Origin of the sequence: Pseudoalteromonas luteoviolacea (genome assembly GCF_000814765.1) — a bacterium.
Taxonomy (GTDB): domain Bacteria; phylum Pseudomonadota; class Gammaproteobacteria; order Enterobacterales; family Alteromonadaceae; genus Pseudoalteromonas; species Pseudoalteromonas luteoviolacea_H.
In genome coordinates, this window is the sequence record NZ_JWIC01000010.1 from 132,584 (window position 1) to 150,429 (window position 17,846).

Annotated in this window: 12 protein-coding genes; 8 read left to right on the top strand and 4 right to left on the bottom strand. The window is 43.5% G+C overall.

Going from position 1 to position 17,846, the window contains the following annotated elements; translation table 11 throughout:
• Positions 1-22: 22 nt before the first annotated feature.
• The 3 genes from leuB to JF50_RS26495 form a co-directional block, all read right to left on the bottom strand.
• Positions 23-1,099 carry a 3-isopropylmalate dehydrogenase gene (leuB, locus tag JF50_RS22075; RefSeq protein WP_039611511.1) on the bottom strand — a complete coding sequence of 359 codons (1,077 nt, stop codon included), beginning with the start codon at positions 1,097-1,099 and terminating at the stop codon, positions 23-25.
• Positions 1,096-2,643, bottom strand: coding sequence for a 2-isopropylmalate synthase (gene leuA, locus JF50_RS22080; protein WP_039611512.1), 1,548 nt, complete (start codon positions 2,641-2,643; stop codon positions 1,096-1,098). Before leuA ends, leuB begins: the two co-directional genes overlap by 4 nt.
• A 401-nt stretch (positions 2,644-3,044) precedes the next feature.
• Positions 3,045-3,890 carry a PKD domain-containing protein gene (locus tag JF50_RS26495; RefSeq protein ID WP_052262681.1) on the bottom strand — a complete coding sequence of 282 codons (846 nt, stop codon included), beginning with the start codon at positions 3,888-3,890 and terminating at the stop codon, positions 3,045-3,047.
• A gap of 412 nt (positions 3,891-4,302) precedes the next feature.
• Here JF50_RS26495 and JF50_RS22095 point away from each other — a divergent pair, with 412 nt between their 5' ends.
• The 6 genes from JF50_RS22095 to JF50_RS22120 all read left to right on the top strand — a co-directional run bounded on the left by JF50_RS22095 (position 4,303) and on the right by JF50_RS22120 (position 14,461).
• Entirely contained in the window at positions 4,303-7,620 is a 3,318-nt protein-coding gene (locus JF50_RS22095) for a GEVED domain-containing protein (RefSeq protein ID WP_039611514.1), read from the top strand.
• A 115-nt stretch (positions 7,621-7,735) separates the two neighbouring features.
• Entirely contained in the window at positions 7,736-9,679 is a 1,944-nt protein-coding gene (locus JF50_RS22100; RefSeq protein ID WP_039611515.1) for a Hint domain-containing protein, read from the top strand.
• 49 nt (positions 9,680-9,728) lie between these two features.
• Entirely contained in the window at positions 9,729-10,970 is a 1,242-nt protein-coding gene (locus JF50_RS22105; protein ID WP_235423497.1) for a hypothetical protein, read from the top strand.
• A 10-nt stretch (positions 10,971-10,980) separates the two neighbouring features.
• Positions 10,981-11,850, top strand: coding sequence for a GEVED domain-containing protein (locus JF50_RS22110; protein ID WP_039611516.1), 870 nt, complete (start codon positions 10,981-10,983; stop codon positions 11,848-11,850).
• Between the two features lie 11 nt (positions 11,851-11,861).
• A complete protein-coding gene (locus JF50_RS22115; RefSeq protein WP_039611517.1) occupies positions 11,862-13,340 on the top strand; it encodes a hypothetical protein in 1,479 nt (492 codons plus the stop codon).
• 53 nt (positions 13,341-13,393) lie between these two features.
• Positions 13,394-14,461, top strand: a complete 1,068-nt coding sequence (locus tag JF50_RS22120; protein ID WP_039611518.1) for a hypothetical protein — start codon at positions 13,394-13,396, stop codon at positions 14,459-14,461.
• 22 nt (positions 14,462-14,483) lie between these two features.
• Here the strand turns inward: JF50_RS22120 and fabR are convergent, their stop codons facing one another.
• Positions 14,484-15,095, bottom strand: a complete 612-nt coding sequence (gene fabR, locus JF50_RS22125; RefSeq protein ID WP_039611519.1) for an HTH-type transcriptional repressor FabR — start codon at positions 15,093-15,095, stop codon at positions 14,484-14,486.
• Positions 15,096-15,206: 111 nt separating this feature from the next.
• Here fabR and JF50_RS22130 point away from each other — a divergent pair, with 111 nt between their 5' ends.
• Together JF50_RS22130 and sthA are read left to right on the top strand one after the other, a co-directional pair.
• Positions 15,207-16,340 carry an acyl-CoA desaturase gene (locus JF50_RS22130; RefSeq protein ID WP_039611520.1) on the top strand — a complete coding sequence of 378 codons (1,134 nt, stop codon included), beginning with the start codon at positions 15,207-15,209 and terminating at the stop codon, positions 16,338-16,340.
• Positions 16,341-16,383: 43 nt separating this feature from the next.
• A complete protein-coding gene (gene sthA / locus JF50_RS22135) occupies positions 16,384-17,826 on the top strand; it encodes a Si-specific NAD(P)(+) transhydrogenase (protein ID WP_039611521.1) in 1,443 nt (480 codons plus the stop codon).
• Positions 17,827-17,846 lie beyond the last annotated feature (20 nt).

A 17,846-nucleotide genomic window follows, 5' to 3' on the forward strand; every position in this document is an offset into this window, starting at 1 on the left:
ATCCTTCCTTTAAAAACGAATCTTAAATACGATCAACAATCGCTTGGGCAACATCTTGTGTGGTATACCCAGCCTGTGGGTAGATATCTGGCGTACCCACCCCTTGTGCTACGGCCTCCGCCACGGCTTTTTCAATGCGTCTGGCCGCTTCATCTTCACCCAGTGAGTAACGCAGCATTAATGCCGCACTTAAAATTTGCGCAATAGGGTTTGCAATGCCCTTCCCTGCAATATCGGGGGCCGAGCCACCAGCAGGTTCATACAAACCAAACCCTGACTGATTTAAACTCGCTGACGGTAACAGTCCCATAGAGCCGGTGATCATGGCGCATTCATCAGACAATATATCGCCAAATAAATTGTCACATAACAGCACATCAAACTGACTAGGTTGCTTCACTAGCTGCATGGCCGCATTATCGATATAGATATGCTCAAGCGTCACATCAGGATAGTCTTGACTGACTTCAATCACCACTTCACGCCATAACACACTCGAAGCGAGTACATTAGATTTATCAACCGATGTCACATGATTACGACGTAAACGCGCAGCATCAAAGGCAAACCGTGCAATACGCTCGATTTCTTTACGGCTATATTTTTGCGTATCAAAAGCAAATTCACTTTCGCCACTGCCTTGGCGGCCCTTTTCACCAAAATAAATACCGCCTGTCAGCTCTCGCACACACAAAATATCAAACCCTTGTGCACTGATGTCTTCGCGCAGTGGAGACGCGGCGCTCAGAGCAGGTAAAAGCTGCGCAGGCCTAAGGTTACAAAACAAACCAAAGTGTTTTCTGAGCGGCAATAAGGAAGCGCGCTCGGGCTGTTGTTCTGGTGGCAAATCGGCCCATTTTGGCCCACCTACAGAGCCAAATAAAATCGCATCCGCTTGCTCGCACGCTGATAGCGTATGAGCTGGCAGAGCTTCACCAAATTCATCGATTGCAGCACCGCCAATGGCTTGATGAGCCAAATTTAATTTAAACGCAAACTCTTCGCTGACACGTTCAAGCACTTGCTGGGCGGCTGTCATGACTTCTGGGCCTATGCCATCACCAGCCAATACCGCAACTTGGTAACTTTTTTGACTCATCCTGCTTTCCTTTGTTGTTTAAGATCTGACACTTTTCGCGCCCTATCAATTAAGTTGTAAACGCGGATCATTGCTCGGGCTGATGCTTCAACGACATCTGCTGCAAGACCTGCGCCGTGATACTGTCGACCATCACATTTCGCAATGATGTTGACCTGACCAAGTGAGCTCGCTCCTTGGCCCGTGGCATCAAGGTTATATTCAATCATCTCCACAGCTTGACCTGTGATCCGCTCAATCGCTAAAAATGCAGCTTCGACGGGGCCATTGCCTGTCGCCGCTTCCTGAATGAGTTCACCACCAAGGCTCATGCCCACCGTCGCACTGGCAATGGATTGAGAATTAGAAGACGCGTTAACAAACTGCAACTGGTAAAACTCATCTTGTTCTGCAAGTTTGTTAAAGTAAATCATGGCTTCTAAGTCGTAGTCATATACCGTGCCTTTCTGGTCCGCGAGTTCTAAAAAGCTGCGATACAGCTGGTCCATATCATAATCTTCAGCTTGATAGCCCAACTCAGATAAACGGTGTTCAATGACGTGTCGACCAGAACGTGAGGTCATATTCAGTTGGTTATTTGGTACACCAACCATCTCTGGAGCCATAATTTCATAGGTATTTTGCGCTTTTAGAACGCCGTCTTGGTGAATACCAGAGCTGTGTGCAAACGCATTCTCGCCCACAATGGCTTTATTTGGCTGTACTGGCATATTGCAAATGGTCGCGACTTGTCGAGAAGCACGATAAATTTCTTCACTGCGAATATCCGTATGAACTTTCAAATGATCTGCTCGCATTTTCATGATCATCGCCACTTCTTCCAACGAACAGTTACCCGCACGCTCCCCAATTCCATTGATGGTGCACTCAATTTGTCTCGCCCCTGCTTGCACAGCGGCAATAGAGTTTGACACCGCTAAACCAAGGTCGTTGTGACAATGTACACTCAGCCTTGCTTTATCAATATTAGGCACGTTATTACGCAAATGGTGGATAATGGCTGAAAACTCATCAGGCGTGGTGTAACCCACCGTGTCGGGAATATTAATCGTTGTGGCACCGGCAGTTATGGCACGCTCAACCACTTTACATAAGTCTGCGTATGGCGTACGACCGGCATCCTCACAGGAAAACTCAACATCATCGGTATACTTTAAAGCTTGTCTTATCGAACGCTCTGCCATCTCAATAACATCATCTAATGATTTACGCAATTTATGCTCTAAATGCAGTGGGCTCGTCGCGATAAAGGTATGAATACGGGGTCTTTGCGCCCCTTGCAAGGCTAACCCACACGCCTCAATGTCTTTTGGCATTGCACGCGCTAGGCCGCATATCACAGGCCCCTTAACCTCATGTGCGATACGCTGAACAGCCCGAAAATCAGCAGGACTCGATACCGGGAAGCCCACTTCCATCACATCAACATTCAGTCGACTAATGGTGTGTGCCAGCTGAATCTTGTCTTCTTCTGTCAAGCTCGCTTTAAGTGCTTGCTCTCCATCTCTTAATGTTGTGTCAAAAATCCAAACCTTGTCCTGCATTCCTATTTCCTCGCTCGCGCAAAATAAAAAACCCCGCTCGTTGGCGGGGTTTGCTATTTGGTTGCTCATAAACGCAACTAAGCCCCGCCCTTATCTAAATTAATCAGTAAGAGGTTAAGCAAAGTTGTCAGTAACGTGATGTTTTCCATTGTGAGCAATCGTACCTGTTGATGTATTAATTATGTTGTAACATGCCTAAAAACAGCAAATCAAGCATAAAAATTTCAATTAAAACCAAAAAACACCTAGATTAAAAAACAAAAAAACCCCAAAAAAACACAATATAGAATATATAATGCATTCTATGTGCAATTTACCCTATGTGTTACTACAAATCTTGCTCAAGGCTAAATTAAATATTAAGTGTAAAAAAACCGCCAAAAAAGGCGGTTTTTTATGGTTTATCTTCGTCTGCGTATAGCTAAAAATAATAATCCCAACAAGCTCACGATACCCCAGCTCCCTCCCCCATCACTTTGATCAGGGCTTTTATTCGGTGTCTCATTTTTGCCATCATCTGGGTCCGTGCCACCGTCACCCGGGTCCGTGTCACCGTCACCAGGGTCCTTACCGCCATCACCTGGGTCTGTGTCGCCATCGCCCGGGTCCGTGCCGCCATCACCTGGGTCTGTGTCGCCATCACCCGGGTCTGTGTCGCCATCACCTGGGTCCGTGTCGCCATCACCTGGGTCTGTGTCACCGTCACCAGGATCCTTACCGCCATCACCTGGGTCTGTATTATCATTTTGCTCTTCAACAACGACGTCAACTTCAAACGATCGCACAGTCGTCTGCTCCCACAGCACATTCAATGTCAATACATATGTGCCCGCATCACTGAACACGTGTGTGATTACGGGATCACTTAATGCATCGCCCAGTGACTGTTCATCTACATACCATTGGTATCGAATCGCCTCCAAGGGCTCGCTTGTGATGAACTTTGCAGTAAGCTGAGTTTGCTCTTTTTCAGTGATCGATTGAGGTAAGGTAATATCCAGTTCAACAATCTTTGGGCTGACTAAATCAACCACTTTCTCGCTTTTGTCGACCAGAACACCATGTTGATACACTTCCCTTTTAACCGTATAAATGCCGGCAGCTTCATATTGATGCTCTGGCTCAGCGAGATAGGAAACTGTGCCGTCTCCAAAGTCCCAAAAGTATCCCGAGCTATCGTTTGCCAAAACCAGTGGGGAACTTAAACAACATAAAACTGCACACACATTCCTTATTTTCCAATCCATGAATCAATTCCAATTTTCAAATTTGAGTATATTAACTTATGCCTAGTGTATATATAACACACAAACCCATCAGCAGTAACGCAATTACTAATACATAGGTATTAATTACAAATCTAATGACCAATAGGTATAATGAAAATTGGCTAACAAACGCGCTTATTTACTTCCATACCTACACAAGTCACATTCCTTTGTATAGTACCAAATTTAAATATAATTTAACACTTTATACACATGATATTTTTTTAATAAACTTTTATTTACTTCTTCGAGCTTTTACTTTAGCATCTAAAACAGGTCAATTAATAGACAACTTAGAATGCCAAAAGGAAACGGCTTTTGATGTTTTTAAAGCTTAACGGAAAATGACTGTTTGGCATTTTACGCATTAAATTCACACAAGGAGATTAAAATGCGCATTGGTGGTTTCCCCTTCGCATTGGGGATGGTAAGTCTATCTTTTATAGGTGCTAGCAGCATTCAAGCAGCTGAATTAAAACCTATCATCAATCAGGAGCATTTATGGGGTTCACCGATCTCAAGTCCTGTACTCAAACCCACTTATTTTACTGCAAAAAATGTAAGCGCCCCAAAAACTAAAAATACGTCAGGCGCATTAGAGCACCGCCTTGTCAAAGTGAAAGGTAACAAAACAAAGTATGAGCATTATCAATCCTACTTTAATGGTTACCCCGTTGTAGATGGGCAATTTGTTCTGATTAAAAATAATGGCGAGATAATCCAAGGTTTAGGTCAAGTCCTGTCGTTAGATAAATCAACACAGTTTATTGACGATGTCATTTTTCAACTTGATGATAAACGTATCAAAACACAACTTGAATCGGTGTTGAAAACAGCAGATTTTGAAAGTTTTACCTTCTCAAAAGTATATAAAGCCTGGAAGGGCAACCTGATCCCAGCATTTTCAGTTCGCGTTAAATATAAAGACAGAATCGAAGATCAACTATTACATGCGAGCACTTTACAAGTATTAGATAAGAAAAGTGGCGTTGATAAATTCACGCCCGCAAATACTGAGTATGTTGCGGCAGGTGGTATTGGGGGCAATGAAAAACTCGGCGCGATTTGCTACTCACCAAGCCCATCCAGTATGACAAATTGTGTTGCCTATCAATTTGATCAATATACCACTGCGAGTACAGAGCTGATTTTTGCAGATACGACCGTAAATAGCCCGCTCATTTTCAGTGATTTTAGCGGTTACCCATTTATTGTCAAAAAAGTCGGTAATCAATGCTTCTTTGAGAATCAATATGTTAAAACAATTGACTATCCAGTCGATCAGGAAGCCGCCTTTTCTTTTGATTGCAGCACCAGCACCGAACACTTTAATAAAACGCAAATAGATGACTTTTATTGGAATAACTTTAGCTACTCGGGACTAAATGACGCCCATTTTTATGGCGGCTTAGTCATGCAGTATTACCATAAGCTATTCTCAGATCTTTACCCAACACTCAATAATGACTGTAGTTATTCAGGCTATTGTATTAAGCAGTTAATGCAACGTGTGAGCAACGACTCATTAGGATCAGCACAAGCCTTTTGGGATGATATCTATACGAATTACGGCACCGGTGATGGTGGCGCAACCAGTTATTCCCATACAACTTTAAGCCTTATCGCACACGAGTCTGCACATGCGATAACCTACTGGAACAGCGGTCTTGGTGGCAATGGTGAAGCGGGCGCATTCAATGAAGCATTCTCAGACATAGCAAGTATTGCTGCACTAAGCTATCTTCAAACAGGCGTGAGTGGCAGCTATACAACCTCTCAGGCGTATTTAAACCAAACAGCTGACAATAACAATGCTTTAAAAGATAGAAAGTGGTGGTACGCGTGGGATGTGTTCTATTCAGACGTCGCTGGTCGACATTTTGCGCTGCCTTCAGCTGATGGTAAAGGGTTAGATCATCTTTCCATGCTTACCCCAGGTGAGTCGCACTATAATATCGCTGGCCTATTTAGAAAGGCATTTTATGAGTTAGTTAAATCCAAAAACTGGACTGTAGAGGAAGCATTCAAGCTGTTTATTAAGGCCAATGTTGACTGCCTTCCAAGTAATGCCAGCCTTGCTGATGCTTCATTCTGCTTGCTTTCTCAAGCATCAAACTTCAATGAAAACCGCACAGCAGCGCAAGCTGAAGAGGATGTGGATTCGGTTTTAGTGTCTGTTGGCTTAGTGGCACAAAATTCTAATAAATCCACTTTCGATTTAGACGTCTTTGCGCAGTATGACGAAATTGCGTTTGATTTAACCACTATCCCTGCCAACGAAATCGCACGCATTGATATCAAGTGGGGAGATGGCACCTCTGACTCATGGTCTAGTAATGGCACTCAAGCTATCCAGCCATATTTAGCACGTAGACAGTCTGTGGCAATCGACGCGCTCAATTTATTTGAGCTCACGGTGACTAAACATAACAACTCGCAGCTTTATGCAGGTCGACACTATTTTAGTAAAGCCTATGACAGTTGTGCACCGACCATTAATCAGCCCAATACTGTATTGTCTACCGAAGTAAGCTTAAACGAGACACCTTTGACACTGACAGCTCAAAGCTACCAGTCTGTCACCGCTGATGCCGCCGTTTTAAACCGTGGCACACAAAACACATTATTTGTCGGTCAGAATCTGAACGGTCAGTCAGTTACGGTGTTATTAGATAGCAACTATGATGGCATTTACAGTGCAGAAGAAGCGCTCACTCAAAATGCGACCGTATCCAATGGCCAAATCACATTTAATATCGACAGCCAAGTGGGCCTTGGAAAGTCTCTATTAAGAGTCGTGCTAGGGAGTAGCTATGATTACTTTACAACATGTGGCTATTTAAGCAGTGGACAAGTCGTTGACTTCAAGGTGACAACAGAACAGCCTGCTATTCCAATCTCAGCGGATTTTGAATATACCATCCTAGACGGTAATAAGGTTAAATTCACCAATACCACGACACTGGATGAAACAAGAAACCCGGCTTATCATTGGGACTTTGGATTTGATACGCCGACCAGTGACCGTAGAGATCCTTCAGACGTACAATACCCAGATGTCACAGCAAGTTACGATGTCACGCTCACAGTGAGTTACCAGGATGGTTCAGGCGAGTCAGCCACGGTCAATAAACAGATCAGCATCACTGAGCAACCGCCAGGTTCCGATCTTTGTTCAGTCGGTCGCATTATACCGGCATCCGAAAACGCGTTATATATTGACGAGCTGTCGCTCTCGACAGACTGGAACAACCTAACCTATATCGATGGCTCACTCGGTTCGAATGCGTCTGGCTACAGTTCACATATCACTGATGTGACTTTCAAACAACAACGCGAACTGACGGTTAATGTGCTATCCAACGTCATCCCTAAATCGACTGCCCAAACATTGATAGAAGACACCAACAATCATGTGCGCTTCACAATTTGGATAGACGAAAATAACGATGGGAAACTGTGGAGACGAGAGGCAAACTTCTCTAATTCAAGCAGTAATTATTTGCTGGACTGTAATGTAGACGATACTTGTCGGATCAAAGTCAGTCAGTCTCTGAGGTTACCGTACCTATACTCATGGGATCCAAAACGCTTTACGCTCAGAGCTAAACTCGAAGAATACCCATCGAATAGTCGCAGAGCAGATGGTTGTAAAAACTTCTATGACGGCGAGGTCTCGGATGTCAGTTTCATTGTTGAAGCAATCTAACTCCTAGCTCACACCTTTTAATTTTTAGTAGTAAGGACTCACCAAACAAAGTTTGGTGAGTGCCTGAGCATGCGCTCGAAAACTTTTTAACTGTTTTTAAGGGAATAACATACCTATGAAATTATTAAGTCTTTCTGTTGCACTCGCTTTAGGTGCAACTTCAACACTGGCACTTGCAAATAACATTAATCCGGTTATTGGCGAAGCTAATTATGAGCTTTCTCAAGCACAGGTAATTGATAAAAATGCGGCGCTCACTAAGCGCTTAGCGCAGCATGGTCTGAATGCTAAAACAAGACCGCATTTATTCAACCTGATCGAACAAAGAGCCAACTCAAAAGTGAGCGGTGTCATACCTTCGACTTTGAACCAGGCACAAGCAAACTGTACTAGTGCAAACAAAGAGCTGTGTTCATTTTTTATACACACAGGTGTGAGTATCAGAACCGATACCAGAACAAATAAACCACACCTTGTCGTTACTGCATTGAACTCAAAGTCTTACAATACTGAATACACAATGCTAGATATTGTGTTGATGAACGAAAAAGGCGAGTCCCTCACGCTACCAAAATACGTGGAGTTTTTTGGTGAAGGGGAAGAGCAAAAACGTAAAGAAATTCTTTCATCAACACCATTAGAAAATATCCTAACGAAATTACAAGGATCTGAAGCTATCTATGCTGATGCATGGGTAACCGTTATCTACACCAATGCAAATGGTACTCAAGTGGTCGAAGATCAGAACGTCATCGTTGAGTACTCACTACCAACATTGCTTGATCAAATCGCTGGTGTAAATGCAAAAGCAAAAGCTAAAGGCGCTGATTTTACAGTGATGGCCGGCCCAGAGCCAATTATTCACCACCCGAAAGACACGCGTTCAAAAACAAATACACCAGATAATAAAATCACAATTTGCTTGAACCGTAATTATGGGGATTGTGACTATGAAAATATTTATCCAATTTCAACACCAAATGATCAGCTGAAATTGAAGATCCCATTCCAAGGTGAGTACACGTTAACTGGTAAAGTTAAGCGTATTTATCGCCCTGACTGGACTGTCCTTGACGCTGTCGAAACAGCTAATGGCGTTAAACTTGAAGTTGGTAATGGTGGCAAACCTGTTCCTAAACCAGCTGTCGTTAATTTAGGATCCAATATCTTTATTCAAACCAAAGAAGGCGGTGGTGCCAATGAAATTGCCGGTGACCAATACCAAGATATCGCCAACTTCTTCGCGAACAATATCAAACTAGAGTATATCCCAGTAGGTAATATCATAAAGACGAAAGTTTCTTGGAATATCCCACGCGCACAAGGTGTATTTGGTGACGCTGCGCTATATGGACGTTATGCCGATGCAAACTGGATATTAAACATTGCAGCAGATATTGAGACAAGACCAGGTCGTCCAACACGTGCAAATACACTGGTGATCGGTTCAACACCTGAGAAAGGATCATGGGAATTTACCAATTTCCCACAAATGCAAATTGTTTATAGCTGTTTAGCGGAAGGCTCACTGATCACCTTACCTGGTGGCAAGCAAGTGCCAATTGAATCATTACAGATCGGCGACACAGTATTGGGTGCGAGTGAATATTCACCTTCAAACCATACACAGCTGACAATTGCTGATATTTCTGTTGGTGTAGAAGCCATTCCAATGACACAAATCACCACACGTTCAGGTAAAGAGCTCTTACTTACCGAGTCTCACCCAGTTGTAATGAATTCAGGTAAATCAATATGGGCGAGTAAAGTTGAACTTGGTGACGTGATCCACACGCAAGATGGTCCAGAGTCAGTAACTCAGATAGAAACTGTCAAATTCGTAGACAATGTTTATAACCTTCGCTTAGAGCGCAGCAAGGATGATCCGCAATATAAAGTGGGTGAAACATTCAGCTTATTCGCAAATGGCGTTCAAGTGGGTGACTTAGGCATGCAAAGTGACAATGAATTCACTGAAATTGTTGAAACTGAGCAAGATATTCTAAATCGCCTACCTGAAGCATGGCACAAAGATTACCTTAACAGTCTAAAGCAGTAAGGATATGGCCAATGTAAGGGGCCGTTTTGGCCCTTTTCACGGAGTGAAAATGATGAAAAACATAAATTATCTAATTGCGGCTTTTGCATTTCCAGTATGTGTAAGTGCAACGCCAGAAAAAGCGCCTGCTAACAACATGGCAGCGATGGACTTTCAAACAGAAGCCATAGATTTAGTGCCTCTAGGAACAGCTCATAAAAGCAAAGGCAATATCATGTTAGGCCTTAAATCAGTAGAGGGCATGGCTGTAGAGCACTTAGGCAATACCAATATCGATTTTCGTGTTGGCGTAGACTTAAGCTATCAAGAAACACTTAAGCTGATTGATGGACAAGTCGATGCAGGTTTCAACTTTCCTGTGGTTCGTGTTGATGCAGGCGCAAATTACGCCAAAGACATCAGTGCGGATCGCTACACAGGCACTTATACGGTTTACTCGTCAGTCAAACCAAAGTCTCGCATTTTAATGCCATCAAATGAAAGCGGATATAAGCCAACTGCGGCGGCTTCGGAACTAGCACAAGCCTACCCGGGCAATAAAGCAAATAACTTAGGTGACGGCTTTGTACAAGGCTTTGCTTATGGCTCCAATGTCGTTATCAATATGAAAATTGATTACCGCAATGAAGCTGACAAGCGCGAAATTGGTGGTTACCTAGGCGTAGAATGGGTTGGTAGTGTCGATGTGGACGGTCGCTTGCAAAACATCGATGAGCAGAGAAAGCAATCGGTTAAAATCACCATCAGTGGCTATCAAAGCGGTGGCGATCCAAACCGACTACTGCAAATAATTCCAAATGGCATTATGCAGTGTACGTTGTTGAACCCTGAGCCTTGCTTCAACTTATTTGAGTCAGCTGTTAATTATCTAAAAACAGATTATATCAATCAATTTAATACATTAGACGATTACAACGTCACTGAAACTTATATCACTAAATATCTTGATTCTGGTGCCCAGTTACAAACATTGATCCCAGCAGATGGCTATCAACCAGTGAACTATTTAACAAAGTTGGTTATTAAAGAGCTCGTATCACGTTGGATTGAAGAACGTTTAACTTACAGAAGAGCAAAGAATTTACAGCGCTATTATGCAGCACAGTTTGATGCCAATCAGCTTAGAGATTTAGGCGAAATTGAACGTGCTAGCCGCGCGAATGCAAATTTATTTGCAGACATTGTAGATTACTGTGAAAGAAACCCAGAAGGTAACTACTGTATCGATTATGAGGTACAAAGTGTCGGGTACTATCAGGATTATAGCGCCATCAGTGCTATCTTAAGGTAAGGACGATAAGATGAAAAACACAAATTTACAGATCACTTTACCAGCTCTCACCTTACTATCTATTGCGACAACCAATGTGATGGCCAACGAAGATCCCAAGGCAATCATACAACAAGCGCAATACAGTGAGCTTGGAGATGTGTTAACAGTATCTCAAGCACAGGGACGATTCGCTTGGTTGAAAAAATGCTACGACGGTTTACTTGTTGAGCTTTGGGAACAGATGTATGACTCCAGAGCGATCGTGCCGAAAGAGCAAAAACTGAATCAACTTAAAGCGTTATGGCTATCTAACACAAAAATTGCAGCGGGTAAGGCGCAATATCTTACATTTGCCAATCCTGACTTTTCCAACCCATATGATTGGTATGCAGGCACCAGCGAAGCGCAGGCGTGTACAACCATGCCACCAGAGTATCGCCCTATCGCATTAAAAACGACTCTCTTATCTCGTTCTTACTGTGAAAACCGCAGCTATGACAATGACTGGGAATGGATTGAGTCGGTCAAAGTAGATACGTTTGAGCACACATCAGGCAGTAAAAGTCACACCATGGTGTCTGGAAAAGTGCTCACCCTTAGTGCGAATAAGACAGTTAGCTTCACCATCACACCAGGAAATGAAGATCCGACTTTCCCGTCTTATGTTGCTGCAAGGGTGTGGATTGACTGGAACCACAACGGCCAATTTGATGCCAATGAGCGCGTATACCGTGGTGCTTCTGACCAACCATTTACTTTCAATGTAGACGTCCCTAATAATGTTCCTGAGGGCATTACCTTGATGCGAGTAGCCACGGATGCAGGTGGCGGTTTTGATGACGCCTGTGAGCGTATTCACTATGGCGAAGTAGAAGACTACCTCGTAACAGTTCGTTAAGGAATGATGATATGAAACCAATCTATTTATCTGTGCTGTCATTAGCGCTATCTGGTGCAGCATTAGCTGGTGAAAAAATAGAGTCACAGCCAAGTACTTCAACACTATCTGGTTCTGTGGTCTCTGGGCTTATCAATGATCATGTTGCAATCGGCACAGCCTATGATAGCCAGAAAAAACGTTTTTTAAATGTACAGCCTGTTGCAGGTGTCGTTGATGAATCCTTCGGTAACACCGAGTTAAAATTCACTACGGGCATCGACCTAAACTATGATGACATGCTGAGATCACTCAATGGTAGTGTGGATGTTGACGTCAACTTCCCTGTCGTTAGGGTATCCGCTGGGGCTTCTCTTGCCAAAGAAATGGCCGCGAGCACTTATTCAAGTTCATATACATTTAGTGCCTCAAGTACGCCTAAAAAACATTTATTTTTACCTAAAAATGTAAACCAAGGGTATGCCCTATCTGAGGTAGGTGAAAATATCGCCAATAACTACCAAACTAAAATTCAAACGCTGGCAGGTGATGAGTTTGTAACCGGTATTGAATACGGTGCAAGCGTACTTGTAAACCTGAAGATAGATTACGGTAGTAACCGTGATAAATCTGAAATTGGTGGTTACTTGGATGTGGACCTATACGGTGGTGTGTTTAATGTGGGTGGTCAGCTTAAGTACCTAAAAGACGATACTAAGTCGTCCATTAAAATTACGGTACGTGCTGTGCAACAAGGGGGGGATCCTAAGCAATTGCTGAGCATTATTCCAAACAACATCATTACCTGTTCTTTGGATAATCCGAAGCCATGTTTCGACATGTTCTATGAAGCTGTGAACTATTCTAAAAACAGCTTTAGACAGCAGTTAAACAACTTGTCTGATTACAATGTCGTACGCTATTACACAACCAGATATGACAACTCATCACTGGCACTACGTGCACTAGTACCTGAGTATCAGGTTGTGAGAAATGCGACAAAGTGGCTAATTAGTGAACTAGAGGATGACTTCAAACAGTCAATCCTTGATGAGCAACGAGCTCAGAGTTTATTAAATAGTTATTACGCATATCTACCTGAAGCACAACGAGTTTCTGTAGAGCGGATCAAAGACTTTGCTTATGATAATGCTTGGTTCTTCTTTAATGCAGCACAGTTTTGTCGAGACAATCCATTTGGCCATGCGTGTGAAAACAAAGTACGTGAAATGAAGCAAGCTTGCGAGCAACGCGGCCGTGCTTGTCCAGCAAACTATGATGTCACGCAGCTACAATTACCGAGCAGTGATAGCCTTGATTGGAAAAAATGCGAGCTCGCACGTCAAGAAGCTGTACGCTCTGGTGTTGTTACTGAAGATGAAAGCGCAAAGTTCCGTAACATGCGTTGGGCACCAACGTTTATTGACGTAAATGCACCAGCCAGAGGGATTTTAAACTGGCGTCTTTGCGAGGGTGCACTCAGCACCTATGGTAACGCATTCGCACAATAAACCACCAAAAGACCACAGTGGCTATGCCACTGTGGTCGCTTCCAGGAGCAGATATGAAACTAACATTGTTTCTGCTGACGATGATTTGGTCGTTTGATGCGTTTAGTAAGGTGTATTACAGTAAACAAATCAAGGATACAGATCTTGGAAAAGCATTCTCGACCCAGTCACATCAAGTCGGTGACCATTGCTTAGTTGGTCATATCTCTTATCACAAAGACTTATCTGGTAGCCTAGACTACTTTCAAAGAGTGAATAGCTCAAACATACGAAGAAGAACGTTCGGTGAAGTGCATGGTGGTGTTAATTTATTTATTGTCGCAGGCAGTGTGTCTACATCTATGACACATAGAAACGCCACAGATAATAAAACCATGACATCACAGCTGCACCTCAAACTTGACGAAGGCTACAGTACGTTAGAGCAAAGATCGGTCAAAAATGGTAAAGATTTGAGCCAATGTGGTACCCACTTTATTTACCAAGTGAACTATGGTCGAGATATTTTTATAAATACCCGACTTCACTTTAGGACAGAGGAAGATTTCAAACGTTTTGTCATTAAGATAAAAATTCGTTTGTTATTTTTCAAAAAAACCTTTACCAAAATACGTGAAATCGAGAAGTATGCTGAAAATGCAGTCTTCAGTGTTGATGTTAACTCAAACGGCCCTTTGCCCGCAGAGTTACAAGCAAAGTTAAATGCCAAGCCGACACACTGTAGCGGTAAAAACATTTCACCTTGTTTAGAAACGTTAGCAAGCCTTGTTGACTACAGTTTTGATGCCAATGGATTGGTCAAAGATTTAGCCCAATTGGAGAAGGTCCCGCGTAGCTTTGTTGTCGCTGGATTTCAAGACTCAGGACACTACGGTGCACAGGATTGGCAAGCAATACAGCAAAATTATTTGTACGAACAAACTTGGCATGCGGTAGAAGCGCATTTTGGTGATGCAGTTCGCACACTGCAAAGAGCAGAGGCCTTTTTAGCCGTTGCTTCTGAGAGTGAAAAACCACAACTTGAAGCACAAAAAGCCGCGGCGGAACAAGCCTTGTTAGATGCCACACAATTAAGAGAAACCTGTTTTGCATCTCCTTGGCTCAGCCAATGTCAATTATAAATAATAGGGCCTCTGGCCCTATTTATTCTGACTTTTTTTGATAACCTGACGCACCTTTTGCAATATACCTTAGTTGCCAAATTAGCCTATCTGTTAGCTCAGCGCGTTGTTGTGAGTCTTGATCGAGCGCTTCTGCACCTGAACTAAATACTAGCGTTACCATGGCTTCTGCCTGCATATAAGCATGGTGCGGATCAACCTTAGTCTCTGATTCAAGATAATGCGCTAACTCTAAAATAAAGTGCTTAATCTCTCTGGCGACTGCGGCACGAAAAGCTGGCGAAGTACCAGAGCGCTCTCTGAGCAATAACCTAAATTGGTTACTCGACGTCTCAATAAACTCCATAAACGTTTGCACAGACGTATCTATCACACTACCGCCACTGGCAATGCGCCGTCTGGCTTGACGCATAAGCTGCCTTAACGTCAGTCCGGCTTCATCCACCAGCGTCAGTCCCAATTCATTCATATCTTTGAAATGTCGATAAAAAGAGGTTGGTGCAATACCTGCCTCACGGGCCACCTCGCGTAAACTCAAATTAGAAAAGCTGTGCTCAGCACTGAGCTGATTAAACGCTGCTTCTATCAGTGCCTGTCGAGTTTTTTGTTTTTGTTGTGCACGCACACCTGACATGAATGACCCCTAATTTATTTGCCCCAATACGCTAATTGAGCAGTCTAATACTTGACGGCACAAGAATGAAATACTATTTTAGCGTACAAGTGTACGCTGAGATTTTGAAAAATGAAAAAACCGCCTATTATTTGGACTAATGTGATCTTTTTTAGTCTGTCTTTTTTAGCTGCCGTCACCTTAGTGCCTTGGTACGGATTTGAATATGGGTATACCCTTACTCACTGGTTAGCCTTTATTGCTTGTATGTTTTACGCTGGCATGTCTATTACCGCTGGTTATCACCGTCTTTGGGCGCATAAAGCCTATGAAACCCACCCAGTGATCCAAGTGTTTTTTGCACTTGGCGGCGCATTTGCTCTGCAAAATAGCATTTTACATTGGAGTAGTGACCACCGCGTACACCATGGCCAGGTAGATGACCCAGTCAAAGACCCATATGCCGCCACACGCGGGTTTTGGTACAGTCACATTGGCTGGATGCTGCGTGATTACCAAGGGGAAAGCTATGGTGACTATAACAATGCACGCGACCTACAACGCAACAAGATTGTGATGTGGCAGCACAAACATTATCTCAAACTGGTATTGCTCACTAATATCGGTATACCGCTGTTACTTGGTCTAGCCCTTGGTGATGTATTCGGCATGCTGTTATTAGCTGGAGTACTGCGCTTGGTGCTATCGCAACACTTTACGTTTTTCATTAACTCACTGGCCCATATCTGGGGAAGTCGTCCTTACACAGAAAAAAATACTGCCCGTGACAATGGGTTTTTAGCCCTACTCACTTATGGCGAAGGCTACCATAACTTCCACCATATTTTTGCCAGTGACTACCGCAATGGGATCCGCTGGTATCATTATGACCCAACCAAATGGATGATCCGTGCTCTGTCATTCTTTGGGCTTGCTAGCAAATTAAAACGCACACCGGTGGAGCGCATCGAAAAAGCCAAAGCAGAAACCTTGTTGAATAAAACAAAAGTTACCCTTGCAAAATTGCCTTTGGCACAAGATAAGCTTACATTGTTACAACAAGAATATGATTTGCTTTTGAAAAAGTTACAGAACTTTTGTGCAATTCAAAAACAATTACTCGAAGCTAAAAAACATGCCGTTTTAGAACAGTGTGAACAATCTGCGCTACACAAACAATACTCTGAATTAGAGCAAGCGTGGCATTCACAAAAACAAGCATGGTTGGCACTAAACTCGAGGCTGTTAAAAGGCGCAGCGAGCTAACCGCCCCTTATCGGCCTCCCCAATTAGCAAGTAAGGCGAGGCCGTGACTAAATCGAAATCCAAAGACAAACCCAGCGAGCAACCTGCACAATCTTTTCAATATGACGCCATAATCATTGGTACAGGCCCAGGTGGTGAAGGCGCTGCAATGAACTTATCCAAAAGCCAGCGCAAAGTAGCCGTCATAGAAAAGCAAACATCTGTTGGCGGTGGCTGCGTTCATTGGGGTACGATACCTTCTAAAGCACTCAGACATTCTGTCAGTCGACTTATCGAATACAAAGCCAACCCTTTATACCGATTTACGGAGCGTCCAAAGCGTTTAACGTTTCAAGACATTTTAAATCATGCCAGTGATGTGATTGGCAAACAGTCATCGCTACGTTCGAGTTTTTATGATCGCAATCGCATTCACCTTTACCAAGGTGAAGCCAGCTTTATTGATGCGAATACCGTACGAGTAACCCATCTTGACGGCTCTCAAGATGTACTCACCGCTAAAACCATTGTCATCGCCACAGGCTCTAGGCCTTACCGTCCACCTGAAATCGACTTTGATCACCCGCGCGTCTACGACAGTGATACCATTCTTGGCCTTGAACACAACCCACAGCGTGTCATCGTGTACGGTGCGGGGGTGATTGGCTGTGAGTATGCCTCTATTTTCAAAGGCCTTGGCGCGAAAGTTGACTTGATCAATACTCGAGATAGGTTGCTTTCTTTTATGGATGATGAAATTTCAGATGCATTGAGCTACCACTTTTGGAATAGCGGCATTGTGATCCGTCACAACGAAGAGTTTGCCAAGGTAGAAACCAGTGACAAAGGCGTCATTTTACATCTCCAGTCAGGTAAAAAAGTGAAAGCAGACTGCATCTTATGGGCCAATGGCCGTACCGGCAATACCGACAGCTTAAACCTAGGGGCTGTTGGTTTAAAAGCCGATAGTCGCGGACAATTGCGAGTCAACGAGTACTATCAAACACAAGTAGACAATATTTATGCTGTCGGCGATGTCATTGGTTACCCAAGCCTTGCGAGTGCAGCGTTTGACCAAGGACGTATAGCTGCCAATGCCATTGCAAATGGACAGTGTGACGAGCGCTTAATCACTGACATACCAACTGGGATTTATACCATTCCTGAAATGAGTTCCGTTGGTAAAACAGAGCAAGAACTGACCGCAGCGAAAATCCCTTATGAAGTCGGCAGAGCACAGTTCAAACACCTTGCACGCGCACAAATCGCCAGCACAGAAGTAGGTAGTTTAAAAATACTATTTCATAGCAAAACCAAAGAAATTTTGGGGATCCACTGCTTTGGCGAACGGGCGTCGGAAATTGTGCACATCGGTCAAGCCATTATGGAGCAAAAAGGCGAGGGCAATAACGTCGAGTATTTCGTTAATACGACCTTCAATTACCCAACCATGGCAGAAGCCTATCGCGTTGCGGCCCTCAATGGCCTCAATAGGCTATGTGACTAACCCATCATAAAGCGGCTGTG

What these genes read in the sequence shown, in the direction of transcription:
- leuA (WP_039611512.1), bottom strand. Translation starts at nt 2,643, where the DNA reads ATGCAGGACAAGGTTTGGATTTTTGACACAACATTAAGAGATGGAGAG.
- leuB (WP_039611511.1), bottom strand. Translation starts at nt 1,099, where the DNA reads ATGAGTCAAAAAAGTTACCAAGTTGCGGTATTGGCTGGTGATGGCATA.
- JF50_RS22100 (WP_039611515.1), top strand. Translation starts at nt 7,736, where the DNA reads ATGAAATTATTAAGTCTTTCTGTTGCACTCGCTTTAGGTGCAACTTCA.
- JF50_RS22120 (WP_039611518.1), top strand. Translation starts at nt 13,394, where the DNA reads ATGAAACTAACATTGTTTCTGCTGACGATGATTTGGTCGTTTGATGCG.
- JF50_RS22095 (WP_039611514.1), top strand. Translation starts at nt 4,303, where the DNA reads ATGCGCATTGGTGGTTTCCCCTTCGCATTGGGGATGGTAAGTCTATCT.
- JF50_RS22115 (WP_039611517.1), top strand. Translation starts at nt 11,862, where the DNA reads ATGAAACCAATCTATTTATCTGTGCTGTCATTAGCGCTATCTGGTGCA.
- JF50_RS22130 (WP_039611520.1), top strand. Translation starts at nt 15,207, where the DNA reads ATGAAAAAACCGCCTATTATTTGGACTAATGTGATCTTTTTTAGTCTG.
- JF50_RS22105 (WP_235423497.1), top strand. Translation starts at nt 9,729, where the DNA reads ATGATGAAAAACATAAATTATCTAATTGCGGCTTTTGCATTTCCAGTA.
- fabR (WP_039611519.1), bottom strand. Translation starts at nt 15,095, where the DNA reads ATGTCAGGTGTGCGTGCACAACAAAAACAAAAAACTCGACAGGCACTG.
- JF50_RS26495 (WP_052262681.1), bottom strand. Translation starts at nt 3,890, where the DNA reads ATGGATTGGAAAATAAGGAATGTGTGTGCAGTTTTATGTTGTTTAAGT.
- JF50_RS22110 (WP_039611516.1), top strand. Translation starts at nt 10,981, where the DNA reads ATGAAAAACACAAATTTACAGATCACTTTACCAGCTCTCACCTTACTA.